Here is a 17,290-nt window from a genome sequence, read left to right as displayed (position 1 = left end):
GCACGCTACGGGCGCCGGCCGGTCCCCGGGAGGGCCGAGTGGCCCCGGTGGAGGGGGCCCGGTGTGCCCGGGAAGGACCCCCTCGGGCCCTCGTCGCGCCCGGGGCGCGACGCGCACGGTGGGGGCAGCAGGGGCCTGCCCGGACCCTGCCGGACGGAGGAGCGCCGCCATGACCGAGCGATCCGCGATGACCACCCCGGCGCGCACGGGCCTGCCGCCCGGTGCGGAGGCGCTGCTCGCCGACGGCAGCACCGTGTCGATCCGGCCCGTCGTCCCGGCCGACCGTCCGCAGGTGCTGGCCCTGCACGCGGAGCGGATGTCGGAGGCCAGCCGGCGGCTGCGCTTCCTCGGCACCAGCCGCCGCGCACCGGAACTGACGGCGGACCGGCTGTGCGGGCCGCCCCGCCCGGAGCGGTGCGCGCTCGGGGCGTGGGCGGCGGGCGTCCTGGTCGGCGAGGCCGATTTCGAGGCCGCCGCCGGGCGGCCCGACACCGCCGAGCTGGCCCTCGCGGTCGCCGACGCCTGGCAGCACCGCGGGGTGGGCAGCCTGCTGGTGGAGCACCTGGTGCACGCCGCCCGGGAGCGCGGCGTGACCGCCTTCGAGGCGGACGCCCTGGCCGGCAACGGCGCCGTGCACCGCCTGTTCTCCGACCTCGGACTGCCGGTGCACCGCCGGTACGCGCAGGGCGAGGTCCGGATCCGGGTGCCGCTGGACGAGCCGGACCCGGACGAGCGCTACCTGCGGGCGGTGGAGCAGCGCGGCCGCACCGCCGACCTGGCCAGCCTCGCCGCGCTGCTGCGGCCGCGCTCGGTCGCCGTGCTGGGGGCCTCCCGGCGGACCGGGTCGGTCGGGCAGAGCGTGCTGCGCAAGATCCGCGACGGCGGGTTCCGCGGCGAGCTGTGGGCGGTCAACCCGCACGCCGACCGGATCGCCGGGCTGCCCGCCTACCCCTCGGTGGAGGCGCTGCCCCGGATCCCGGAACTGGCGGTGCTCGCCGTCCCGGCCGCCGCCGTCCCCGACGCCGCCGAGGAGTGCGGGCGGGCCGGGGTGCGCGCCCTGGCCGTGCTGACGTCCGGTCTGGACGCCGGGCAGGCCGGGCGGTTGCTGCGCGGCTGCCGCGAGCACTCGATGCGGCTGCTGGGCCCGAACAGCCTGGGCCTGGCGCAGACCGACCCGCTGGTGCGGCTGGACGCCGAGTTCGGCGGGGCGTTCCCGCTGCCGGGGACGGCCGGGGTGGCCGTGCAGTCCGGGGGCGTCGGCATCGCGCTGCTGGAGCGGCTGGCCTGGCTGGGCATCGGCGTGTCGACGTTCGTCTCGCTCGGCGACAAGTACGACGTCAGCGCGGACGACCTGCTGCAGTGGTGGGAGGGCGACGGCCGCACCGACCTGGCGCTGCTGCACCTGGAGTCCTTCGGCAGCCCGCGGGCCTTCGCCCGCACCGCCCGCCGGGTCACCCGCCGCTTCCCGGTGCTGACCGTCGACGCCGGGCGCTCCCCGGCCGGCCGGCGCGGGGCCGCCGCGCACACCGCCGCCGCGGCCGTCCCGGTCTCCACCAGGACGGCGCTGTTCGAGCAGGCCGGCATCACCGCGACCCGCTCGGTGGCCGAACTGGTGGAGACCGCGGCGCTGCTGCACGCCCAGCCGCTGCCCGGGGCGCGCGGTGCGGTCGCGGTGGTCTCCAACGCCGCCGGGATCGGCGTCCTCACCGCGGACGCGTGCGCCGACGCCGGGCTGTCGCTGCCCGCCCTGCCCGGCGGACTCACCGCCCGGCTGCGCCGCGTGCTGCCCGACGGCGCGGGCACCGGCAACCCGGTCGACACCACCCCGGCGGCCGGGCCCGACGAGCTGCGGCACTGCCTCGACCTGCTGGAGCGCAGCGGCGCGGTGGACGCCCTGGTGGTGTGCCTGGTGCCCACGGCCCTGACCCCGGACCCGGAACGGGAACCGCTGCGGGCCCTGCTCGACGGCCGGGGCCGGCGCCGGCTGCCGATCGCGGTGGTGCGGATCGACCAGCAGGTGCCGGTCCGCTACCTGACGGCCGGGGACGGCGGCCGGGTCCCCTGCTACGCGGACCCCGGCTCGGCCGCCTCCGCCCTGGCCCGGGCCCGCGAACGGGCCCGCCTGCTGGCCCGGCCGCCCGCCCCGGAGGCCCTCCTGCGCGGCTGCGACCCGGCGGCCGCGCGGCGGCTGGTGGACGGGTTCCTCGCCGAACGGCCGGACGGCGGGTGGCTGGACCCGGCGCGCACCGCCGACCTGCTGGAGTGCTACCGGCTGCCGCAGCCCCCGGCGGTGTGGACGTCCGAGGAGCACACCGCCGTCCTCGCCGCCCGGTCGCTGCGCCGGCTCGGCCACGGCGGCCGGGCCGTCCTGGCGGCCCACCGCCCCGGAGAGCCCGCCGGGGACCCGGGCAGGGCGGTCGCAACGGATCACGAGGCGCGCGACGCCTTCCGGGAACTGAGCGCGACGGCCGGCGCACGGGCGGCCGGGGCGGTGGTCCGCCCGGCCGTCGGGCCCGGCGTCGACCTGCACGTCGACGTCCGCCAGGACGGGGTCTTCGGTCCGCTGGTGGTGCTCGGCCTCGGCGGCCCGGCCGGCGAGCTGCTGGACGAGCCGGTCGCCCGCCTGGCGCCGCTGACCCGGGACGACCCGCCCGCGATGGTCGCCGACTCGCCCGCCGCGCCCCTGCTCGCGGACCTCCCCGACCCCACCGCCCTGCACCGGGTGCTGGTCGGGGCGTCCCGGATGGCCACCGACCTGCCGCAGCTCACCGAGGCCCGGCTCGGCCCGGTCGTCGTCCGGCCCGAGGGCGTCCTCTGCACCGGGTCCCGGATCCGCGTCGAGCCCAGGCGGCCGTTCGACCCGTACCTGCGCCGGCTGCGCCGCCGACCGCTGCCCGGGGAGGGGCGGTGAGCGGCTCGGCGCCCCGGGCGGGGGCGCACCCGACCCGCCCCGTGGTGGCGGTCACCCCGGACACCGACTTCGCCACCGTGGTGGCGGCGCTGACCGCGTCGCGGCGCGGCGTGCTGCCGGTGGTCGACGGGGACGGCGCGGTGGTCGGCGTGGTGTCCGCCTCCGACCTGCTGGCCGCCTACGACCGGGCCGACGGCACGCCCGGGCCGGCCGCCCGCGACCTGATGACCTCCCCCGCCGTGACCGTGCCGGAGGCGGCGGCGCCGCTCACGGCCGCGCGCACGGCGCTGCGCGCGGGCGTCCACCACCTGCCGGTGCTCGACGCGGACGGGCGCCTGGTCGGCCTGCTCTCCCCGCACGACCTGCTGGGCGCGCTGCGTGCGGCCGACGAGGCGATCCGCGAGCGGGCCCTGGCGCTGGCGCTCACGCCGGGCTCCGGGGTGCTCCCCGGCGCGCTGCGCGTGCGGTGCGAGCGGGGCGTCGTCGTGCTGTCCGGCCGGACCAGGACCGGGGCCGACGCGCGGGCGCTGTGCCGGGCGGTGGCGGGCATCGACGGCGTGACGGGGGTGGCGGCCGAGCGCCTGCACGGCGACCGGGACGGTCCGGACGGGGTGTCCTGACCGTCCCGGACGGGGCGGCGTTCAGTCCGCGAACAGGTGCGGGCGGGGCGGCGTCGCGGGGTGGTCGTAGTGGTGGATCCGGGCGTCGGGGCCGGGGAAGTACTCCGAGACCCGGCCGGTGTCGGACCAGCGCACGTCGTACGGCGGGCTGCCGTCGGCGTGGTGCAGGGCGACGATCTCGCCGTCGCGGCGGGCGGCGCCGGGCCGGGTGGCCTCGACGATGATGCGGTCCCCGACCGCGGCGGTCACGGTGTTCATGGCGTTCTCCTTCTGTCCTTGCGGTCCGTCAGCGGACCAGTACGCGTTCGCCGGGGCGCGGCACGACGGCCGTCCAGCCGAGTTCGCGGTCGATCCGGTCGCGCAGGGCCTGCGCGCCCTCCGGCTCGCCGTGCACGAGGTAGGTGGTCGCCGGTGGGGGCGCCGGGCGCAGCCAGTCGACGGTCTCCCCGGCGTCGGCGTGCGCCGAGAAGGCCGGGACGTCGACGATCTCGGCCCGGACGGGGACGTAGCCGCCGTACATCTTCAGGACCCGGGCCCCGTCGACCAGGTCGCGGGCGCGGGTGCCCTCCGCGGCGTAGCCGACGACGACGACGGTGTTGCGGGGGTCGGGCAGCAGGCGGTGCAGGTGGTGGACGACGCGGCCGCCGGTGGCCATGCCGGAGGCGGAGACCAGGACCGCGGGCAGCGGGGAGTCCTCCAGGGCCAGGGACTCCTGGAGGGAGCGGACCGGCTGGAAGGGCTCCGGGCTGATCGCCGCCCCGCCCCGGGCCAGGACCTCCGGGCGCAGTTCGGGAGCGCGGTCGGCGAAGGCGTCCTGGTAGATCCGCAGGGTGGCGAGGGCCATCGGGCTGTCCACGTACACCGGGACGCCGGCCGGGAGCCGTCCGGTGCGGCGGAGTTCGGCGAGCTGGTGCAGGACCACTTCGGTGCGGTCGACGGCGAAGGACGGGATGACGACGGTGCCGCCCCGGGCGAGTGTCCGTTCCAGGGCCCGGGCGAAGCGTTCGCGGGCCGCGGCCTCCTCGTGCCGCCGGTTCCCGTAGGTGGACTCCAGCAGCAGCGCGTCGGCGCCGGTGAACGGGTCGGGCGGGTTGAGCAGCGGGTGGACGGGGCGGCCGAGGTCGCCGCTGGCGGCGAGGGTGTGTCCGTCCTCCAGGGTCAGGTGCACCCAGGAGGAGCCGAGGATGTGCCCGGCGGGGTGCAGGCGCAGCACGGTGCCGTCGGTGATCTCGACGTCCTCGCCGTGCGGGACGGGGACGAAGCGGGCGAGGGTGCGCTCGACGTCGTCCTCGGTGTAGAGCGGCAGCGCGGGACGGTGCTCGGACCAGCCGTGCCGGTTGGCGTGCTCGGCGTCCTCGCGCAGCAGGTGGGCGCTGTCACGGAGGATCAGCTCGGCGATGCGGGCGGTGTACGGGGTGGTGAACACGGGGCCGCGGAAGCCGTCGGAGACCAGTTTGGGCAGGTAGCCGCAGTGGTCGAGGTGGGCGTGGGTGAGCACCGCGCAGTGCACGTCGGCGGGGTCGAGCGGCAGCGGGCGGCGGTTGCGGCGGCGCAGTTCGGCCAGGCCCTGGAACAGGCCGCAGTCGATCATGACGCGGGCGTGGTCGGTCTCGACCAGGAACTTGCTGCCGGTGACGGTGCCGACGCCGCCGAGGAAGGTGAGCAGTCCCGGCCGGGGTGTCGGGGCGGGCTGGTGGTCCATGGCGGCCTCCCGGGGTTCCCTTCCAGCGTCCGCTCCGCCGCGCCCGTCCGTGAGGGCCGCCGGGGCCCGGTGCGGGGACCGGTCGGCCCTCACGGGGCGGCGGTCGGCGGGCGGATGGTGGGGGTAGCGGAACCGAGCGGCGGAGGAGTGGGAACCATGCAGCACCGAAGCGTCCGCGAACTGATGACCCGCGAGGTGGTGACGGCCCGGCCGGACACCCCGTTCAAGGAGGTCGCCGAACTGTTCCACCGCAACGACATCACCGCCGTGCCGGTCATCGACGACCAGGACCGGCCGATCGGCGTGGTCTCCGAGGCCGACCTGCTCCGCAAGGAGGCCGTCCTGCCCGACCCGGAGGACCGCCACCCCGGCCGCTGGCTGCGGCCCGCCGAGCAGGCCCGGGCCGAGGCGGAGACCGCGGGCGGGCTGATGACCAGCCCCGTGGTGACCGCGCGGGCGTCCTGGGACGTCGGCGAGGCCGCCCGCCGGATGGACCGGCACCGGGTCAAGCGCCTCCCGGTGGTGGACGAGGCCGGCCGCCTGATCGGCATCGTCAGCCGGGCCGACCTGCTGCAGGTCTTCCTGCGGCACGACGGAGCGATCCGCGAGGAGATCGTCCACGAGGTCCTCGGCCGGACCCTGTGGCTCCCCCCGGACGCCGTCTCCGCCACCGTGCAGGACGGCGTGGTCACCCTCACCGGCCGCCTCCCCCGCCGCAGCCTCCTCCCGGTCGCCGAACGCCTGTGCCGCGCGGTGGACGGCGTGGTGGCCGTCCACCTGTCGCTCGACTGGACCGAGGACGACACGGGGACCGCGTTCGAGCATCCCCGGGCCCACCGGGCGGGCGGGCGCTGAGCGGCCGGGGCCCGGGCCGGCGGACGGTTCGCCGGCCCGGGCCCCGGTCCGTCAGCTTCCGCCCTCCGCCTCGGCGATGCACTGCTTGACGGCGGCGAAGCTGTCCGGTGCGACGGAGACCGAGTCGATGCCGCAGTGCACCAGGAAGCGGGTGAACTCCGGGTCGCTGCTGGGGCGTTGGCCGCACAGGCCGACCGGGCGGCCGGCGGCGTGGGCGGCGGTGACCAGGTGCTCGATCGAGCGGGTGACGGCGTGGTCGGCCTCGTCGAAGAGGTCGGAGAGCCGGTCGGAGTCCCGGTCGACGCCCAGGGTGAGCTGGGTGAGGTCGTTGCTGCCGACGGAGAAGCCGTCGAAGCGGGCGGCGAACTCCTCGGCGAGCACGATGTTCGAGGGGATCTCGGCCATCACGTACACCTTCAGGCCGTTGCGGCCGCGGGCGAGCCCGTGGGCGGCCAGTTCGGCGAGCACCCGGTCGGCTTCGTCCGGGGTGCGGCAGAACGGGATCATCACCACGAGGTTGGTCAGGCCGATCTCGTCGCGGACCCGCCGCAGCGCCCGGCACTCCAGCGCGAAGCCCTCGCGGTAGCCGGCGTCGTAGTAGCGGCTCGCGCCGCGCCAGCCGATCATCGGGTTCGCCTCGACCGGCTCGAAGGGGCGGCCGCCGAGCAGGCGGGCGTACTCGTTGGTCTTGAAGTCGCTGGTGCGGACGACCACCGGGGCGGGCCAGTGGGAGGCGGCGAGTTGGGCGACGCCCTGGGCGAGCCGGTCGACGAAGTACTCGGTGCGGTCGGGGTAGCCGTCGGTGAGGGCGTCGACGGCCCGCCGGTCCTCGGGGTCCAGGCGTTCGGGGTGGACCAGCGCCATCGGGTGGACCCGCACCTGGTGGGCGACGACGAACTCCGTGCGGGCCAGGCCGACCCCGTCCGCGGGCAGCCGCCACCAGCGGAAGGCGGCGGCCGGGTCCGCGAGGTTCAGCAGGACGCGGGTGCGGGTGGCCGGGAGCGCGGCGAGGTCGGTCTCCGTCTCCTCCCAGTCGACCCGCCCGGCGTAGACGTGGCCCTCCTCGCCCTCGGCGCAGGAGACGGTCACCTCCTGGCCGTCGGTGAGGACCGCGGTGGCCCGCCCGGTGCCGACCACGGCGGGGACGCCGAGTTCGCGGCTGACGATCGCCGCGTGCGAGGTGCGGCCGCCGTGGTCGGTGACGATCGCCGAGGCCCGCTTCATCAGCGGCTCCCAGTCGGGGTCGGTGACCGCGGTGACCAGGACCGCCCCGTCCGGGAAGCGGGCGATCTCGCCGGGGGACGCCAGCGCGCAGACCGGCCCGCGGCCCGCCGCCTGGCCGACCGCGAGGCCGTCGACCAGTCTCCGCCCGGTGCCGGTGATCCGGTAGCGGCGCAGCACCGGGTCGTGCCGCCGGGACTGGACGGTCTCCGGCCGGGCCTGGACCAGGAAGAGCTCACCGGTGCGGCCGTCCTTGGCCCACTCGAGGTCCATCGGGCAGCCGTAGTGCCGTTCGACGGCGACGGCCCAGCGGCCGAGCACGTCGAGGTCGGCGTCGTCCAGGACCCGGGCGGCGCGCTCCGCGGCGGTGGTGTCGACGAGCCGGGTGAGGCCGTGCTCGGCGTAGACGGCCTTGCACCGCTTGGCCCCGACGGCGGCCCGCAGCAGCGGGGTGCGTGCCGTACCGGCTCCGTCGCCGAGGAGCGGTTTGGCCAGCAGGTACTCGTCCGGGTCGACCTGCCCGCCGACCACGGTCTCGCCCAGGCCCCAGGCCGCGCTGACCAGGACCACGCCCGGGTGGCCGGTCTCGGTGTCGAGGGTGAAGGCGACGCCGGCGCTGCCGAGGTCGGAGCGCACCATCAGCTGCACCCCGACGGACAGGGCCACTTCGAGCTGGTCGAAGCCCAGGCGCCGGCGGTAGTCGATCGCCCGGTCGGTGAACAGCGAGGCGTAGCAGCGCCGGCAGGCGTCCAGCAGCGCGGGAACGCCCCGGACGTTCAGGAAGGTCTCCTGCTGGCCGGCGAAGCTGGCCTCGGGCAGGTCCTCGGCGGTGGCGCTGGAGCGCACCGCGACGTCCGGGTCGGTGCGCCCGGCGGAGTGCGCCAACGCGCAGTAGGCGTCGGCGAGTTCCGCTTCGAGCTGCGGCGGCAGCGGGGCGGCCAGCAGGGCGGCCCGGACGGCGGAGCCGACCTCGGGCAGCGGGGCGCCGTGCTGCAGCCGGTCGAGCCGGTCGGCGACGCGCTGCCGCAGGCCGGTGGTGTCGAGGAACTCCCGGTAGGCGTCCGCGGTGGTGGCGAAGCCCTCCGGGACTCTGACCCCGGCCGCCGCGAGGGCGGTGGTCAGTTCGCCGAGGGAGGCGTTCTTCCCGCCGACCAGGGCGACGTCGGCGCGGCCGAGCCCGCTGAAGGGGACGATCCGTCGCATGGTGTCCTCCCGGTCAGTAGGGCATCGGTCGGCCGGACGGGGTCCGCAGGTCCAGCGGTGGGCGCGGCTGCGGGCGGGTCGGGCGCCCGGAGATCCGGATGCGGTCCATGGCTGCCACCTCCTCGGGGTGTCTCCTCCACCGTCCCGCGCCGCTCCGGCCGCACCCAGTGCCGCGGGGGCCGGGAGCCCGGGGCCGACCGGGACAGGCCGGATGGGGCCGGACGGACTCGGGCGGCCCCATCCGGGCCCGCCCGGAGCACGTCAGCTCGGTTGGCGGCGGGTCCAGTGGGGTTCGACCTGCTGCCACTCGGCGTCCCAGCGGACGTAGCGGCGGCGGTCGAGGACGTACAGCGTGCCCCTCCAGACGAGCGCGCTGACCAGGGGCAGGGCCGTGGCGGTGACCAGGGCGTCGGTCCACGCCGCCGCGGTGGCCTGGCCGGCCGTGGCGGGGGCGTGGACGACGGCGCCGTGCGCGTCCAGCCAGATCTGCACCGGGGCGCCGGCGCCTTGGCCGGAGTCCACCTCGGTGGTGGTCCTGTGGGTGGTGCCGTCGGCGGTCCAGGTGACGACGGCCGGCACGGTGCGGGTCTCGAGTCCGGCCGGGACGTCCTCGGCGAGCCGCGCCGTCACCGGGTGCCGGGCGGCGGCCTCGGCCTGCGCCTCCCGGACCTGGGAGTGGTAGGACGCCAGGCCGACCGCGAGCGCTGCCGGCAGGCCGGCGACCGCGAGCGCCAGCAGGAACCGGGACAGCCACCACTGGAGGCGGTCGCTGCCCCGTCTGAGCGGGTTCTTCCGCTGCCTCGGTCGCGTGCGCATGGCGTCCGCCTCCTCAACCGGCCGGCCGGGCTCCCCGGGTGCTCCCCAGCCTCCCGGGAAGCGGCGCGGCCCCGCATGGTCCGAACGGCCCTTTCCGCCCGGCAACGGGCCCGGGCCGCCGGTCCGGCTCGGCACCGGGCGCGTACGGGAGCACGCTGGGAGGAGGAGCCGTGCACGGGAGGCCGGGACCGGTCAGGACCTTCGCCGCCGTGAACGGGTGCGGGAGAACGGAGCGGGTGATGGACGACAGCGGCGCATCCTCCGCGGAGACCGGGGCCTGGGTGGTGGCCCGCCCCGGCCCGGTCGGGACGGCGGGCTCCGGGCCGCTGGTCCTGGAGCGGCGGCCACCTCCCGTCCCCGGTGCGGGCGAGGTCCTGGTGGAGGTGGAGGCGTGCGGCGTCTGCCGCACCGACCTGCACCTCGCCGAGGGGGACCTTCCGCCGCGGGTGCCGCGGTGCACGCCGGGCCACGAGGTGGTGGGGCGGGTGACGGCGCTGGGGCCGGGGACGGAGGGTTTCGCGGTCGGCGACCGGGCCGGGGTGGCCTGGCTGGCCGGGGTGTGCGGGCGCTGCCGCTACTGCCTCGGCGGACGGGAGAACCTCTGTCCGGCCTCCGCGTACACCGGCTGGGACCGGCACGGCGGCTACGCCGGGTCCGTCACCGCCGACGCCCGTTTCGCCTACCGGCTGCCCGAGGAGCCGCCCGCGGAGGAGCTCGCGCCACTGCTGTGCGCCGGAATCATCGGCTACCGCGCGCTGGAACGGGCCGAACTGCCGGAGGGCGGGCTGCTCGGCATCTACGGCTTCGGCGCCTCCGCCCACCTGACGGCCCAGGTCGCGCTGGCCCGGGGCGCCCGGCTGGCCGTGTTCACCCGGGGCGAGGCGGCCCGCGGCCTGGCCCGGGAGCTGGGCGCGGGCTTCGCGGGCGACTCGTACGACCCGCCGCCCGAACCGCTGGACGCCGCGATCCTGTTCGCCCCCGCGGGCGAGCTGGTCCCGGTCGCCCTGGCCGCGCTGGACCGCGGCGGCACCCTCGCGGTCGCCGGGATCCACCTCACCGACGTCCCCGTCCTGAACTACCAGCGGCACCTGTTCCAGGAACGGACGCTGCGCAGCGTCACCGCCAACACCAGGGCCGACGGGCGGGCGTTCCTGGCGGAGGCCGCCCGGGTCCGGCCGGTGGTGCGGGTGAACCGCTACCCGATGCGGCGCGCGGACGCGGCGCTCGCGGACCTCGCCGCGGACCGGGTGACCGGCGTCGCGGTGCTGGTGCCCTGACGACCTCGCGCATGGTTGGCCGCGGCCCTCGCGGGCTCGGCCCAACGGGTCCCGGCCCAACGGATCCACCGGGACCACGCCGACCCCCGCGGCGCCTACCGCTCACCGAGGGCGACCGCAGAACCGCGCGCCACCGGAACCCGGGTCCACCGCAAGCGGGGCGCTCTGGAGGGTCTTGCGGACCTGCTCCGCCAACCGCGAGACCCTCCAGGGCGCCCGCGACCACGGCGGTCCCGTCACCTGCCACGAGACCGTCCCCGCCCGGCTGACCCGCGACCACGTCCGCGGATCCTCCCGGCGGAGGAGGACCACTGGTCGTCGTCACCGCAGCTCAGCGCTCGCGCCCGCGTGGTTTCAACGGTGTGGCGGGCAGTTGCGGGGCGGGCAGCCGGTCCCCGTCGTAGCCGTGCACCTCGCCGAACCGGTCTCCCGTCTCCCAGTCGAGGCGGGCCTGCACGATCTCCGCACCGGACCGGCCGACGAAGTTCCACCACATGACCAGGCGCTCCTCGAAGGGTTCGCCGCCGAGCAGCAGCAGGGCGGCGTCGGTGCGGGCGCGCAGCGGGAGTTCGCGGCGGCCGCAGCCGAGGTAGAGCAGCGAGCCGGGTTCGACCGGGACGCCGTCGACGTCGACGGAGCCGGTCATGGCGAGGACCGCGTACTCGAAGCCCGGGTCGAGCGGGAGGCGGTGGGCGGCGCCCTCGCGGAGGGTGAGGTCGGCGCCGGTGAGGGCGGTGTGGGTGGTGCCGGGCGAGGTCGCGCCGTCGAGGGTGCCGAGGATGAGGTCGGCGCGCAGGCCGCCGGCGGTGACCACGGGCAGTTCGGGGTGGTGCTCGAAGGCGGGTTCGGTGTGCCGGTGCGCGTCGGGGAGCGCCACCCAGAGCTGGGCGCCGTGCAGCAGCGGCGCGTGCGCGCGCGGGGACTCCTCGGAGTGCGAGATGGCCCGGCCGGAGGTCATCAGGCCGAGTTCGCGGGGGCGGACGGTCTGCAGGCTGCCGAGGCTGTCCCGGTGCAGGACGCTCCCCTCGTGCAGCCAACTGACGGTCTGCAGGCCCATGTGGGGGTGCGGCGGCACCTGCATGCCGGGTTCGTCGGCGATGTCGTCGGGGCCGTAGTGGTCGACGAAGCACCAGGCGCCGACCATCCGGCGGCCGAGGTTGGGCAGCAGCCGCCGGACCACGGTGGACTCGCCGAGCGGGACGTGACGCCCGGTCAGCAGGTCCTTGACGGGGCCGGTGGCGGCCTGCCGCCCGCAGACCGCCGGGGCGGGTTTCCGGTCGAGGTTGCTCATGCCCGCCAGTATCGGCCGCCCGCCCCGGTTACCGAGGGCCGCGCGTCGCCGCTGCCGGTGTGCCCGCCGCACGGGAAGGCCGCCCGGAGGCCCGGACAGGTGGCCGGACAGGTGGCCGGACAGGTGCCCGGGCACCACCGGACGCCTGGACGACGCACCGCGGCTCCCGCACGCGGTCAGTGCTTGCACGCCCACCAGGCGTCCGCGCTGGCCGCCGCCGCCTGGGCGCGCAGCCCGCGGACGGCCTCGGCCGGGTCGGCGGCGCCGTACACCGCGGAGCCGGCCACGAACACGTCCGCACCGGCCTCGGCGCAGGCTTCGATGGTGCCCGCGGCGACGCCGCCGTCGACCTGGAGCCACAGGTCGAGGCCGTGCTTGTCGATCAGCTGCCGGGTGCGGCGGATCTTGGGGAGCATGATGTCGAGGAACGACTGGCCGCCGAAGCCGGGTTCGACGGTCATGATCAGCACCATGTCGAGCTCGGGCAGCAGGTCCTCGTAGGGCTCGATCGGGGTGGCGGGGCGCAGCGCCATCGAGGCGCGGGCACCCTTGGCGCGGATCTCCCGGGCCAGGCGGACGGGGGCGGCGGCGGCCTCGACGTGGAAGGTGACGGAACCGGCGCCGGCCTCGACGTACTGCGGGGCCCAGCGGTCGGGCTGTTCGATCATCAGGTGGCAGTCGAGGGGGGTGTCGGTGGCGCGGGCCAGCGACTCGACGACCGGCACGCCCAGCGTGAGGTTGGGGACGAAGTGGTTGTCCATCACGTCGACGTGCAGCCAGTCCGCGCCGCGCACCGCCTCGGCCTCGTCGGCGAGGCGGGCGAAGTCCGCGGACAGGATGCTGGGGTTGATCTGCGCCATGGCGAGGGTACCTTCACGGTTCGGTGCGGGCGGCCGGTGCGACCGCTCCCGACCATCATCCCCCGGCCCCCGGACGCCCCCGCCGGAGGAGTGCCCCCGCGGCACCCGCCCGCCCGTCCGTCCGCCCACCCTCCCGCTCACCCGCCCGCCCGCTCACCCGCTCACCCGCTCACCCGCTCACCCGCTCACCCGCTCACCCGCTCACCCGCGAAGTGTTCACACGCCCGCAACACTTCCCCTTCCCGGGGTCGGCCCGCTCTGGCAGGCTCCGGAGCAGGCGGAACCAACGCGCTGCTCGCCCCTCACGAAAGGCGTCCGATGACCCAGGTCGTCCACCCCGCACGTGCCCTCTGGTGGCTGTTCGAGCCCGTCCACGCCCTCACCTACTTCTCCCCGGAGGCCCGCGCCGCGTACGAGGCGGCGGGGCTGCGCGGCTACTGGCGCGGCTACTTCGGCGGGCGTTCGGCGCCGCTGGGCGCGGTGGACGCGGCGCCGGTGGTGGCCGCGTTCTTCAACTTCGCGCCGCAGATGGTCGAACGGGCACTGCCGGAGGTCTGGTCGCTGGCCGGCCCGGAGCGGGCGCTGGAGGCCCGGGTCGCGGGGGCGACGGGCGCGCTGCGGCGCGTCCTGGTGGACGTGAAGCCGGATCTGATCGACCGTTCGGTGGAGTTGCTGGAGCGCGCCGTCGACGGCCTGGACTGTTGTGGGCGCGTGCTGGCCGCCGCGAACGCCGACCTGCCTCGCCCGGAGGGCCGCCTGGCCCGGCTGTGGCAGGCCACCACCGTGCTGCGCGAGCACCGGGGCGACGGGCACGTCGCCGCCCTGGTCACCGAGGGCCTCGACGGCTGCGAGGCCCTGGTGGTCCGCTGCGCCCTCGACACCCGCCGCGAGAGCCTGCAGCCGCACCGGGGCTGGAGCGACACCGAGTGGGACGAGGCCACCGCCCGCCTGGTCGACCGCCGGTGGCTGGCCCCGGACGGTTCGCTGACCCCCGAGGGCCGCCGCCGCCACCTCGCCCTGGAGGCCGCCACCGACCTGGCCGCCTCCCGGGTCTGGACCCACTTCCACCGCTCCGAACTGGACGAACTGCTCACCGCGCTGCGCCCGATCGCCACCGCCTGCCGCGCCGACCTTCCCCCGACCACCCCGATCGGCCTCCCCAACGCGGCCTGACGCCCCCTCCGCCGCCCGCCCGCCGCCCCTCGGCACGGAGAACCAAGTACACGGGCCGGCACGGGGGGTCAGTACGGGGGCGGGCCGAGTACGATGCCGCGGCCGGAGTAGAAGCGCTCCAGGTCGCCCCAGGGCACCCGGGCGGCGCGCTGCGAGCCGTCGGGGAAGCCCGACGGGTTGTGGATCAGCAGCGCCTCGTCGTCGGCGCCGACCGCGAGCACCAAGTGGCCTCCGGTGCGCGGCACTTCGGGCGCCAGCGTGCGGATGCCGGGGTGGACGGAGAGCATCGGCAGCCGCCCCTCGCCGAGTTCGGCCGCGACCCGGTCGGCGGGCAGCGGGCTGACGGCCTCGGCGTGCAGGCCCCAGCGGGTGCGGGCGTACGCGGCGAACGGGGCGTGGATCAGCCCGTCGAGCCGCCCGTCGGGGTGCCGGACGTACGCCCCGGCCTGCTGGCACTCCTCGGCGAGCCGGACGGCCGCCGGGGCGACGCCCCACCAGTGGTCGAGCACCATCCGCAGGCAGGCCATCCCGCACAGCCGCCACGACCAGTACTCGTACTCGTCCTCGTTCGCGGCGCCGGACCGCTCCCACAGCGGGTCGTCGGCGGCCCGCAGCGTGCCGTCCAGGATGTCGGGCACGAGTTCGGGCGACTCCCACTGGGAGTAGTAGGGGACCTGATGGCTGATCGGCTTCACCCGGTCATCCTGGCGCACTTCCGCCCGGTTCCCCCGGAGCCCCGTCCGCGACACCGGCAAACACCCCCGCCACCCCGACCGCGCGGACCACCGCCCGCCCAGGTGATCGCCCCCCGCCCGTTTCCGCACTATCCTCCGTCCCCGTCCCCGTCCCGTATCCCTCCCCCTCCGCCTCCCCCGAACGGAACAGCCGTGGCCGAGATCCGCCCCGAACCCGTCGACTCCCCGGACGCCCGCCTGCTGCTGACCGAGTACCAGGCCGAGGTCCGTCGCCGCTGGAGCGGCCCGCCACCCGCCGAACCGCTGCCCGCCGAGGCCCCGGCAGACCTCGAACTCGCGCCGCCCCAGGGCGTGTTCCTGCTCGCCCGACTGGACGGCCGCCCGGTCGGCTGCGCGGGCGTCCGAGCCTTCGGCACCGCTCCCGACGCCACCCGCGCCGCCGCCCCCGGTACCGCCGAACTCAAGCGCCTGTACGTCCGCCCGGCCGGCCGCGGACACGGCCTGGGCCGGCTCCTGCTGGCCGCCGCCGAGGACGCCGCCCGCGCCCTCGGGCACGCCCGGCTGAGGCTGGACACCATGGCCGAACTCGCCGAGGCCCGCGCCCTGTACACGGCCACCGGCTACACGGACATCCCGCCGTACAACACCAACCCGTACGCCGCGCACTGGCTGGAGAAGGCGCTGTGACCGGGCCGGTGGTGAACCTGTGGCGGGCGGGCCTGACCTCCGTGCCGGACGAGGTGTGGGGCCGGACGGACGCCGAGGTGCTGATCCTCGCGGACAACGAGCTGACCGAAATCCCGGACGCCATCGGCGACTTCACGGCCCTCCGCACCCTCGACCTGGGACACAACGCGCTCACCGCCGTCCCCGACCGGATCGGCGACCTCACCGGCCTGTCCGACTTCCTCTACCTGCACGACAACCGGCTCACCGCCCTGCCGGAACGCCTGGGCCGCCTGCACCGGCTGCGCTACCTCAACGTCGGCGACAACCCGCTCACCGAACTCCCGGACAGTCTCGGCGACTTGGGCCGACTCCTCGAACTGCGCGCCCAGGACTGCCGGTTGACCCGCCTCCCCGGCACCCTCGGCGCGCTCACCCGGCTGCGCGAACTGCGCCTGCGCGGCAACTCCCTCACCACGCTGCCCGATTCGCTCTCCGCCCTGCACGAACTGCGCTGCCTGGAACTGCGTGGCAACCACCTCACCACCCTGCCGCCCGCCCTGGCCGGCCTCCCCCTGCTGCGCGAACTCGACCTGCGCGCCAACCCGTTGACGGACCTCCCGCCCTGGCTGGCCGACCTCCCCGCCCTGGAGAAACTCGACCTGCGCTGGACCCCGCACCCGCCCGCCTCGCACCTGGTCCAGGCCCTCGAACAGCGCGGCTGCGCCGTCTACTTCTGACCCCGCCGATACCCCAGCGATACCCCAACGGCACCCCCGACGGCACCCCCGCGGGCGTCCGGCGAAACCCCGCCGGACGCCCCACCGTCGACGCCTCACCAGGCGTAGTGCTCCGGCGCGGTGCGGTAGCCGGGGAAGATCCCGTCCAGCCGCTCCAGCGTCTTGGCGTCCAACTCGACCTCCAACGACCGCACCGCCGCGTCGAGTTGCTCCTCGGTACGGGGACCGATGATCGGGGCGGTGACGGCCGGACGGGTGCGCAGCCAGGCGAGCGCGACGTCGCCGGGCTGGTGGCCGAGCTCCTCGCACAGGTCCTCGTACGCCTGGATCTGCTCGCGGCGCTCGTTCAGGGTGTCCAGCGCGCGGCCCGACGCCCGGCGGACGCCCTCGCGCTCCTTGCGCAGCACCCCGCCGAGCAGGCCGCCGTGCAGCGGGGACCACGGGATCAGGCCGAGGCCGTAGTGCTGGGCTGCGGGGGCCACCTCCAGCTCGACGCTGCGCTCGATCAGGTTGTACAGCGACTGCTCGCTGGTCAGGCCGAGGAAGTTGCGCGCCCTGGCGGCCTCCTGGGCCTGGGCGAGGTGCCAGCCGGCGAAGTTGGAGGAACCCACGTAGACGATCTTGCCCTGGAGGGTGAGCACCTCCATCGCCTGCCAGATCTCGTCCCAGGGCGTGTCCCGGTCGACGTGGTGCATCTGGTACAGGTCGATGTGGTCGGTCTGCAGGCGCTGCAGGCTGGCGTCCACGGCACGGCGGATGTTGAGCGCGGAGAGCTTGCCCTCGTTGGGCCAGTCACCCATGTCGCCGTACAGCTTGGTGGCGATCACGGTCTTCTCGCGCCGCCCGCCGCCCTTGGCGAACCAGTTGCCGATGATGCTCTCGGTGAGGCCCTTGTTCTCGCCCCAGCCGTAGACGTTGGCGGTGTCGAAGAAGTTGATGCCGTGCCCGTGCGCGGCGTCCATGATCCGGTGCGCGTCGGCCTCCACGGTGTGCGGGCCGAAGTTCATGGTGCCCAGGCAGAGCCGGGAGACGGACAGGCCGGTACGGCCGAGGTGGGTGTACTCCATGTCCCCACCCTCTGCCGACCCGCCCCACTTGTCCAGTACCCACCCACCCGACGCCCTGCCACCACCCGACGCCCCATCACCACCCGCCCCCTCCCGTCCCCTCCCGCCCCTCCTCCCCCCGCTCACTCGCCCCTCACCACCCGGTACACCTCGGTCCGGCGCCCGCCGACCGAGGTGACCAGGACCGCGAACT

15 protein-coding genes are annotated in these 17,290 nt (G+C 76.3%); 7 read left to right on the top strand and 8 right to left on the bottom strand.

Translation table 11 applies throughout. The annotated features are described in order from the left end of the window. Positions 1-169: 169 nt before the first annotated feature. A complete protein-coding gene (locus EDD39_RS18965; RefSeq protein ID WP_123557574.1) occupies positions 170-2,911 on the top strand; it encodes a bifunctional acetate--CoA ligase family protein/GNAT family N-acetyltransferase in 2,742 nt (913 codons plus the stop codon). After that, positions 2,908-3,531 carry a CBS domain-containing protein gene (locus tag EDD39_RS39650; protein ID WP_162870057.1) on the top strand — a complete coding sequence of 208 codons (624 nt, stop codon included), beginning with the start codon at positions 2,908-2,910 and terminating at the stop codon, positions 3,529-3,531. The genes EDD39_RS18965 and EDD39_RS39650 overlap by 4 nt, the downstream gene beginning before the upstream one ends. 21 nt (positions 3,532-3,552) lie before the next feature. Here EDD39_RS39650 and EDD39_RS18950 read toward each other — a convergent pair whose 3' ends face one another. Then, complete coding sequence (locus EDD39_RS18950; RefSeq protein WP_244256792.1) at positions 3,553-3,789, bottom strand: DUF1918 domain-containing protein; 237 nt, start codon at positions 3,787-3,789, stop codon at positions 3,553-3,555. A 28-nt stretch (positions 3,790-3,817) separates the two neighbouring features. After that, positions 3,818-5,233: an MBL fold metallo-hydrolase RNA specificity domain-containing protein gene (locus EDD39_RS18945; protein ID WP_123557572.1), complete on the bottom strand. Its 1,416-nt coding sequence runs from the start codon at positions 5,231-5,233 to the stop codon at positions 3,818-3,820. A gap of 156 nt (positions 5,234-5,389) precedes the next feature. Between EDD39_RS18945 and EDD39_RS18940 the strand changes: the two genes are divergently transcribed. Beyond that, a complete protein-coding gene (locus EDD39_RS18940; protein WP_123557570.1) occupies positions 5,390-6,088 on the top strand; it encodes a CBS domain-containing protein in 699 nt (232 codons plus the stop codon). A 51-nt stretch (positions 6,089-6,139) separates the two neighbouring features. Here EDD39_RS18940 and ppsA read toward each other — a convergent pair whose 3' ends face one another. Together ppsA and EDD39_RS18930 are read right to left on the bottom strand one after the other, a co-directional pair. Beyond that, the gene (gene ppsA, locus EDD39_RS18935; RefSeq protein WP_123557568.1) at positions 6,140-8,512 is read right to left on the bottom strand and encodes a phosphoenolpyruvate synthase; all 2,373 of its coding nucleotides are present in this window, start codon (positions 8,510-8,512) and stop codon (positions 6,140-6,142) included. 261 nt (positions 8,513-8,773) lie between these two features. Then, positions 8,774-9,328, bottom strand: a complete 555-nt coding sequence (locus EDD39_RS18930) for an Rv1733c family protein (protein ID WP_123557566.1) — start codon at positions 9,326-9,328, stop codon at positions 8,774-8,776. A gap of 239 nt (positions 9,329-9,567) precedes the next feature. Here EDD39_RS18930 and EDD39_RS18925 point away from each other — a divergent pair, with 239 nt between their 5' ends. Further along, positions 9,568-10,605, top strand: a complete 1,038-nt coding sequence (locus EDD39_RS18925) for a zinc-binding alcohol dehydrogenase family protein (RefSeq protein ID WP_123557564.1) — start codon at positions 9,568-9,570, stop codon at positions 10,603-10,605. 331 nt (positions 10,606-10,936) lie between these two features. On the opposite strand, the gene EDD39_RS18920 is transcribed toward EDD39_RS18925, so the two are convergent. Beyond that, positions 10,937-11,896: a pirin family protein gene (locus EDD39_RS18920; RefSeq protein ID WP_123557562.1), complete on the bottom strand. Its 960-nt coding sequence runs from the start codon at positions 11,894-11,896 to the stop codon at positions 10,937-10,939. 176 nt (positions 11,897-12,072) lie between these two features. Beyond that, positions 12,073-12,756: a ribulose-phosphate 3-epimerase gene (rpe, locus tag EDD39_RS18915; protein ID WP_030464649.1), complete on the bottom strand. Its 684-nt coding sequence runs from the start codon at positions 12,754-12,756 to the stop codon at positions 12,073-12,075. 318 nt (positions 12,757-13,074) lie between these two features. Here rpe and EDD39_RS39645 point away from each other — a divergent pair, with 318 nt between their 5' ends. Beyond that, positions 13,075-13,929, top strand: a complete 855-nt coding sequence (locus EDD39_RS39645; protein WP_162870056.1) for an SCO6745 family protein — start codon at positions 13,075-13,077, stop codon at positions 13,927-13,929. Between the two features lie 68 nt (positions 13,930-13,997). Here EDD39_RS39645 and EDD39_RS18910 read toward each other — a convergent pair whose 3' ends face one another. Next, the gene (locus tag EDD39_RS18910) at positions 13,998-14,624 is read right to left on the bottom strand and encodes a C39 family peptidase (RefSeq protein WP_232795271.1); all 627 of its coding nucleotides are present in this window, start codon (positions 14,622-14,624) and stop codon (positions 13,998-14,000) included. Between the two features lie 192 nt (positions 14,625-14,816). On the opposite strand from EDD39_RS18910, the gene EDD39_RS18905 reads away from it, so the two are divergent. Both EDD39_RS18905 and EDD39_RS18900 read left to right on the top strand, forming a co-directional pair. After that, positions 14,817-15,311, top strand: a complete 495-nt coding sequence (locus EDD39_RS18905) for a GNAT family N-acetyltransferase (protein WP_244256789.1) — start codon at positions 14,817-14,819, stop codon at positions 15,309-15,311. After that, entirely contained in the window at positions 15,308-16,030 is a 723-nt protein-coding gene (locus tag EDD39_RS18900; protein ID WP_425269703.1) for a leucine-rich repeat domain-containing protein, read from the top strand. The genes EDD39_RS18905 and EDD39_RS18900 overlap by 4 nt, the downstream gene beginning before the upstream one ends. Positions 16,031-16,125: 95 nt before the next feature. Here EDD39_RS18900 and EDD39_RS18895 read toward each other — a convergent pair whose 3' ends face one another. Then, on the bottom strand, positions 16,126-17,097 hold the full coding sequence (locus tag EDD39_RS18895) for an aldo/keto reductase (protein WP_123557560.1): 972 nt from the start codon (positions 17,095-17,097) through the stop codon (positions 16,126-16,128). Positions 17,098-17,290 lie beyond the last annotated feature (193 nt).

The sequence above is a fragment of the Kitasatospora cineracea genome (assembly GCF_003751605.1).
Taxonomy (GTDB): Bacteria; Actinomycetota; Actinomycetes; order Streptomycetales; family Streptomycetaceae; genus Kitasatospora; species Kitasatospora cineracea.
This window is presented reverse-complemented; position numbering and strand designations above follow the sequence as displayed.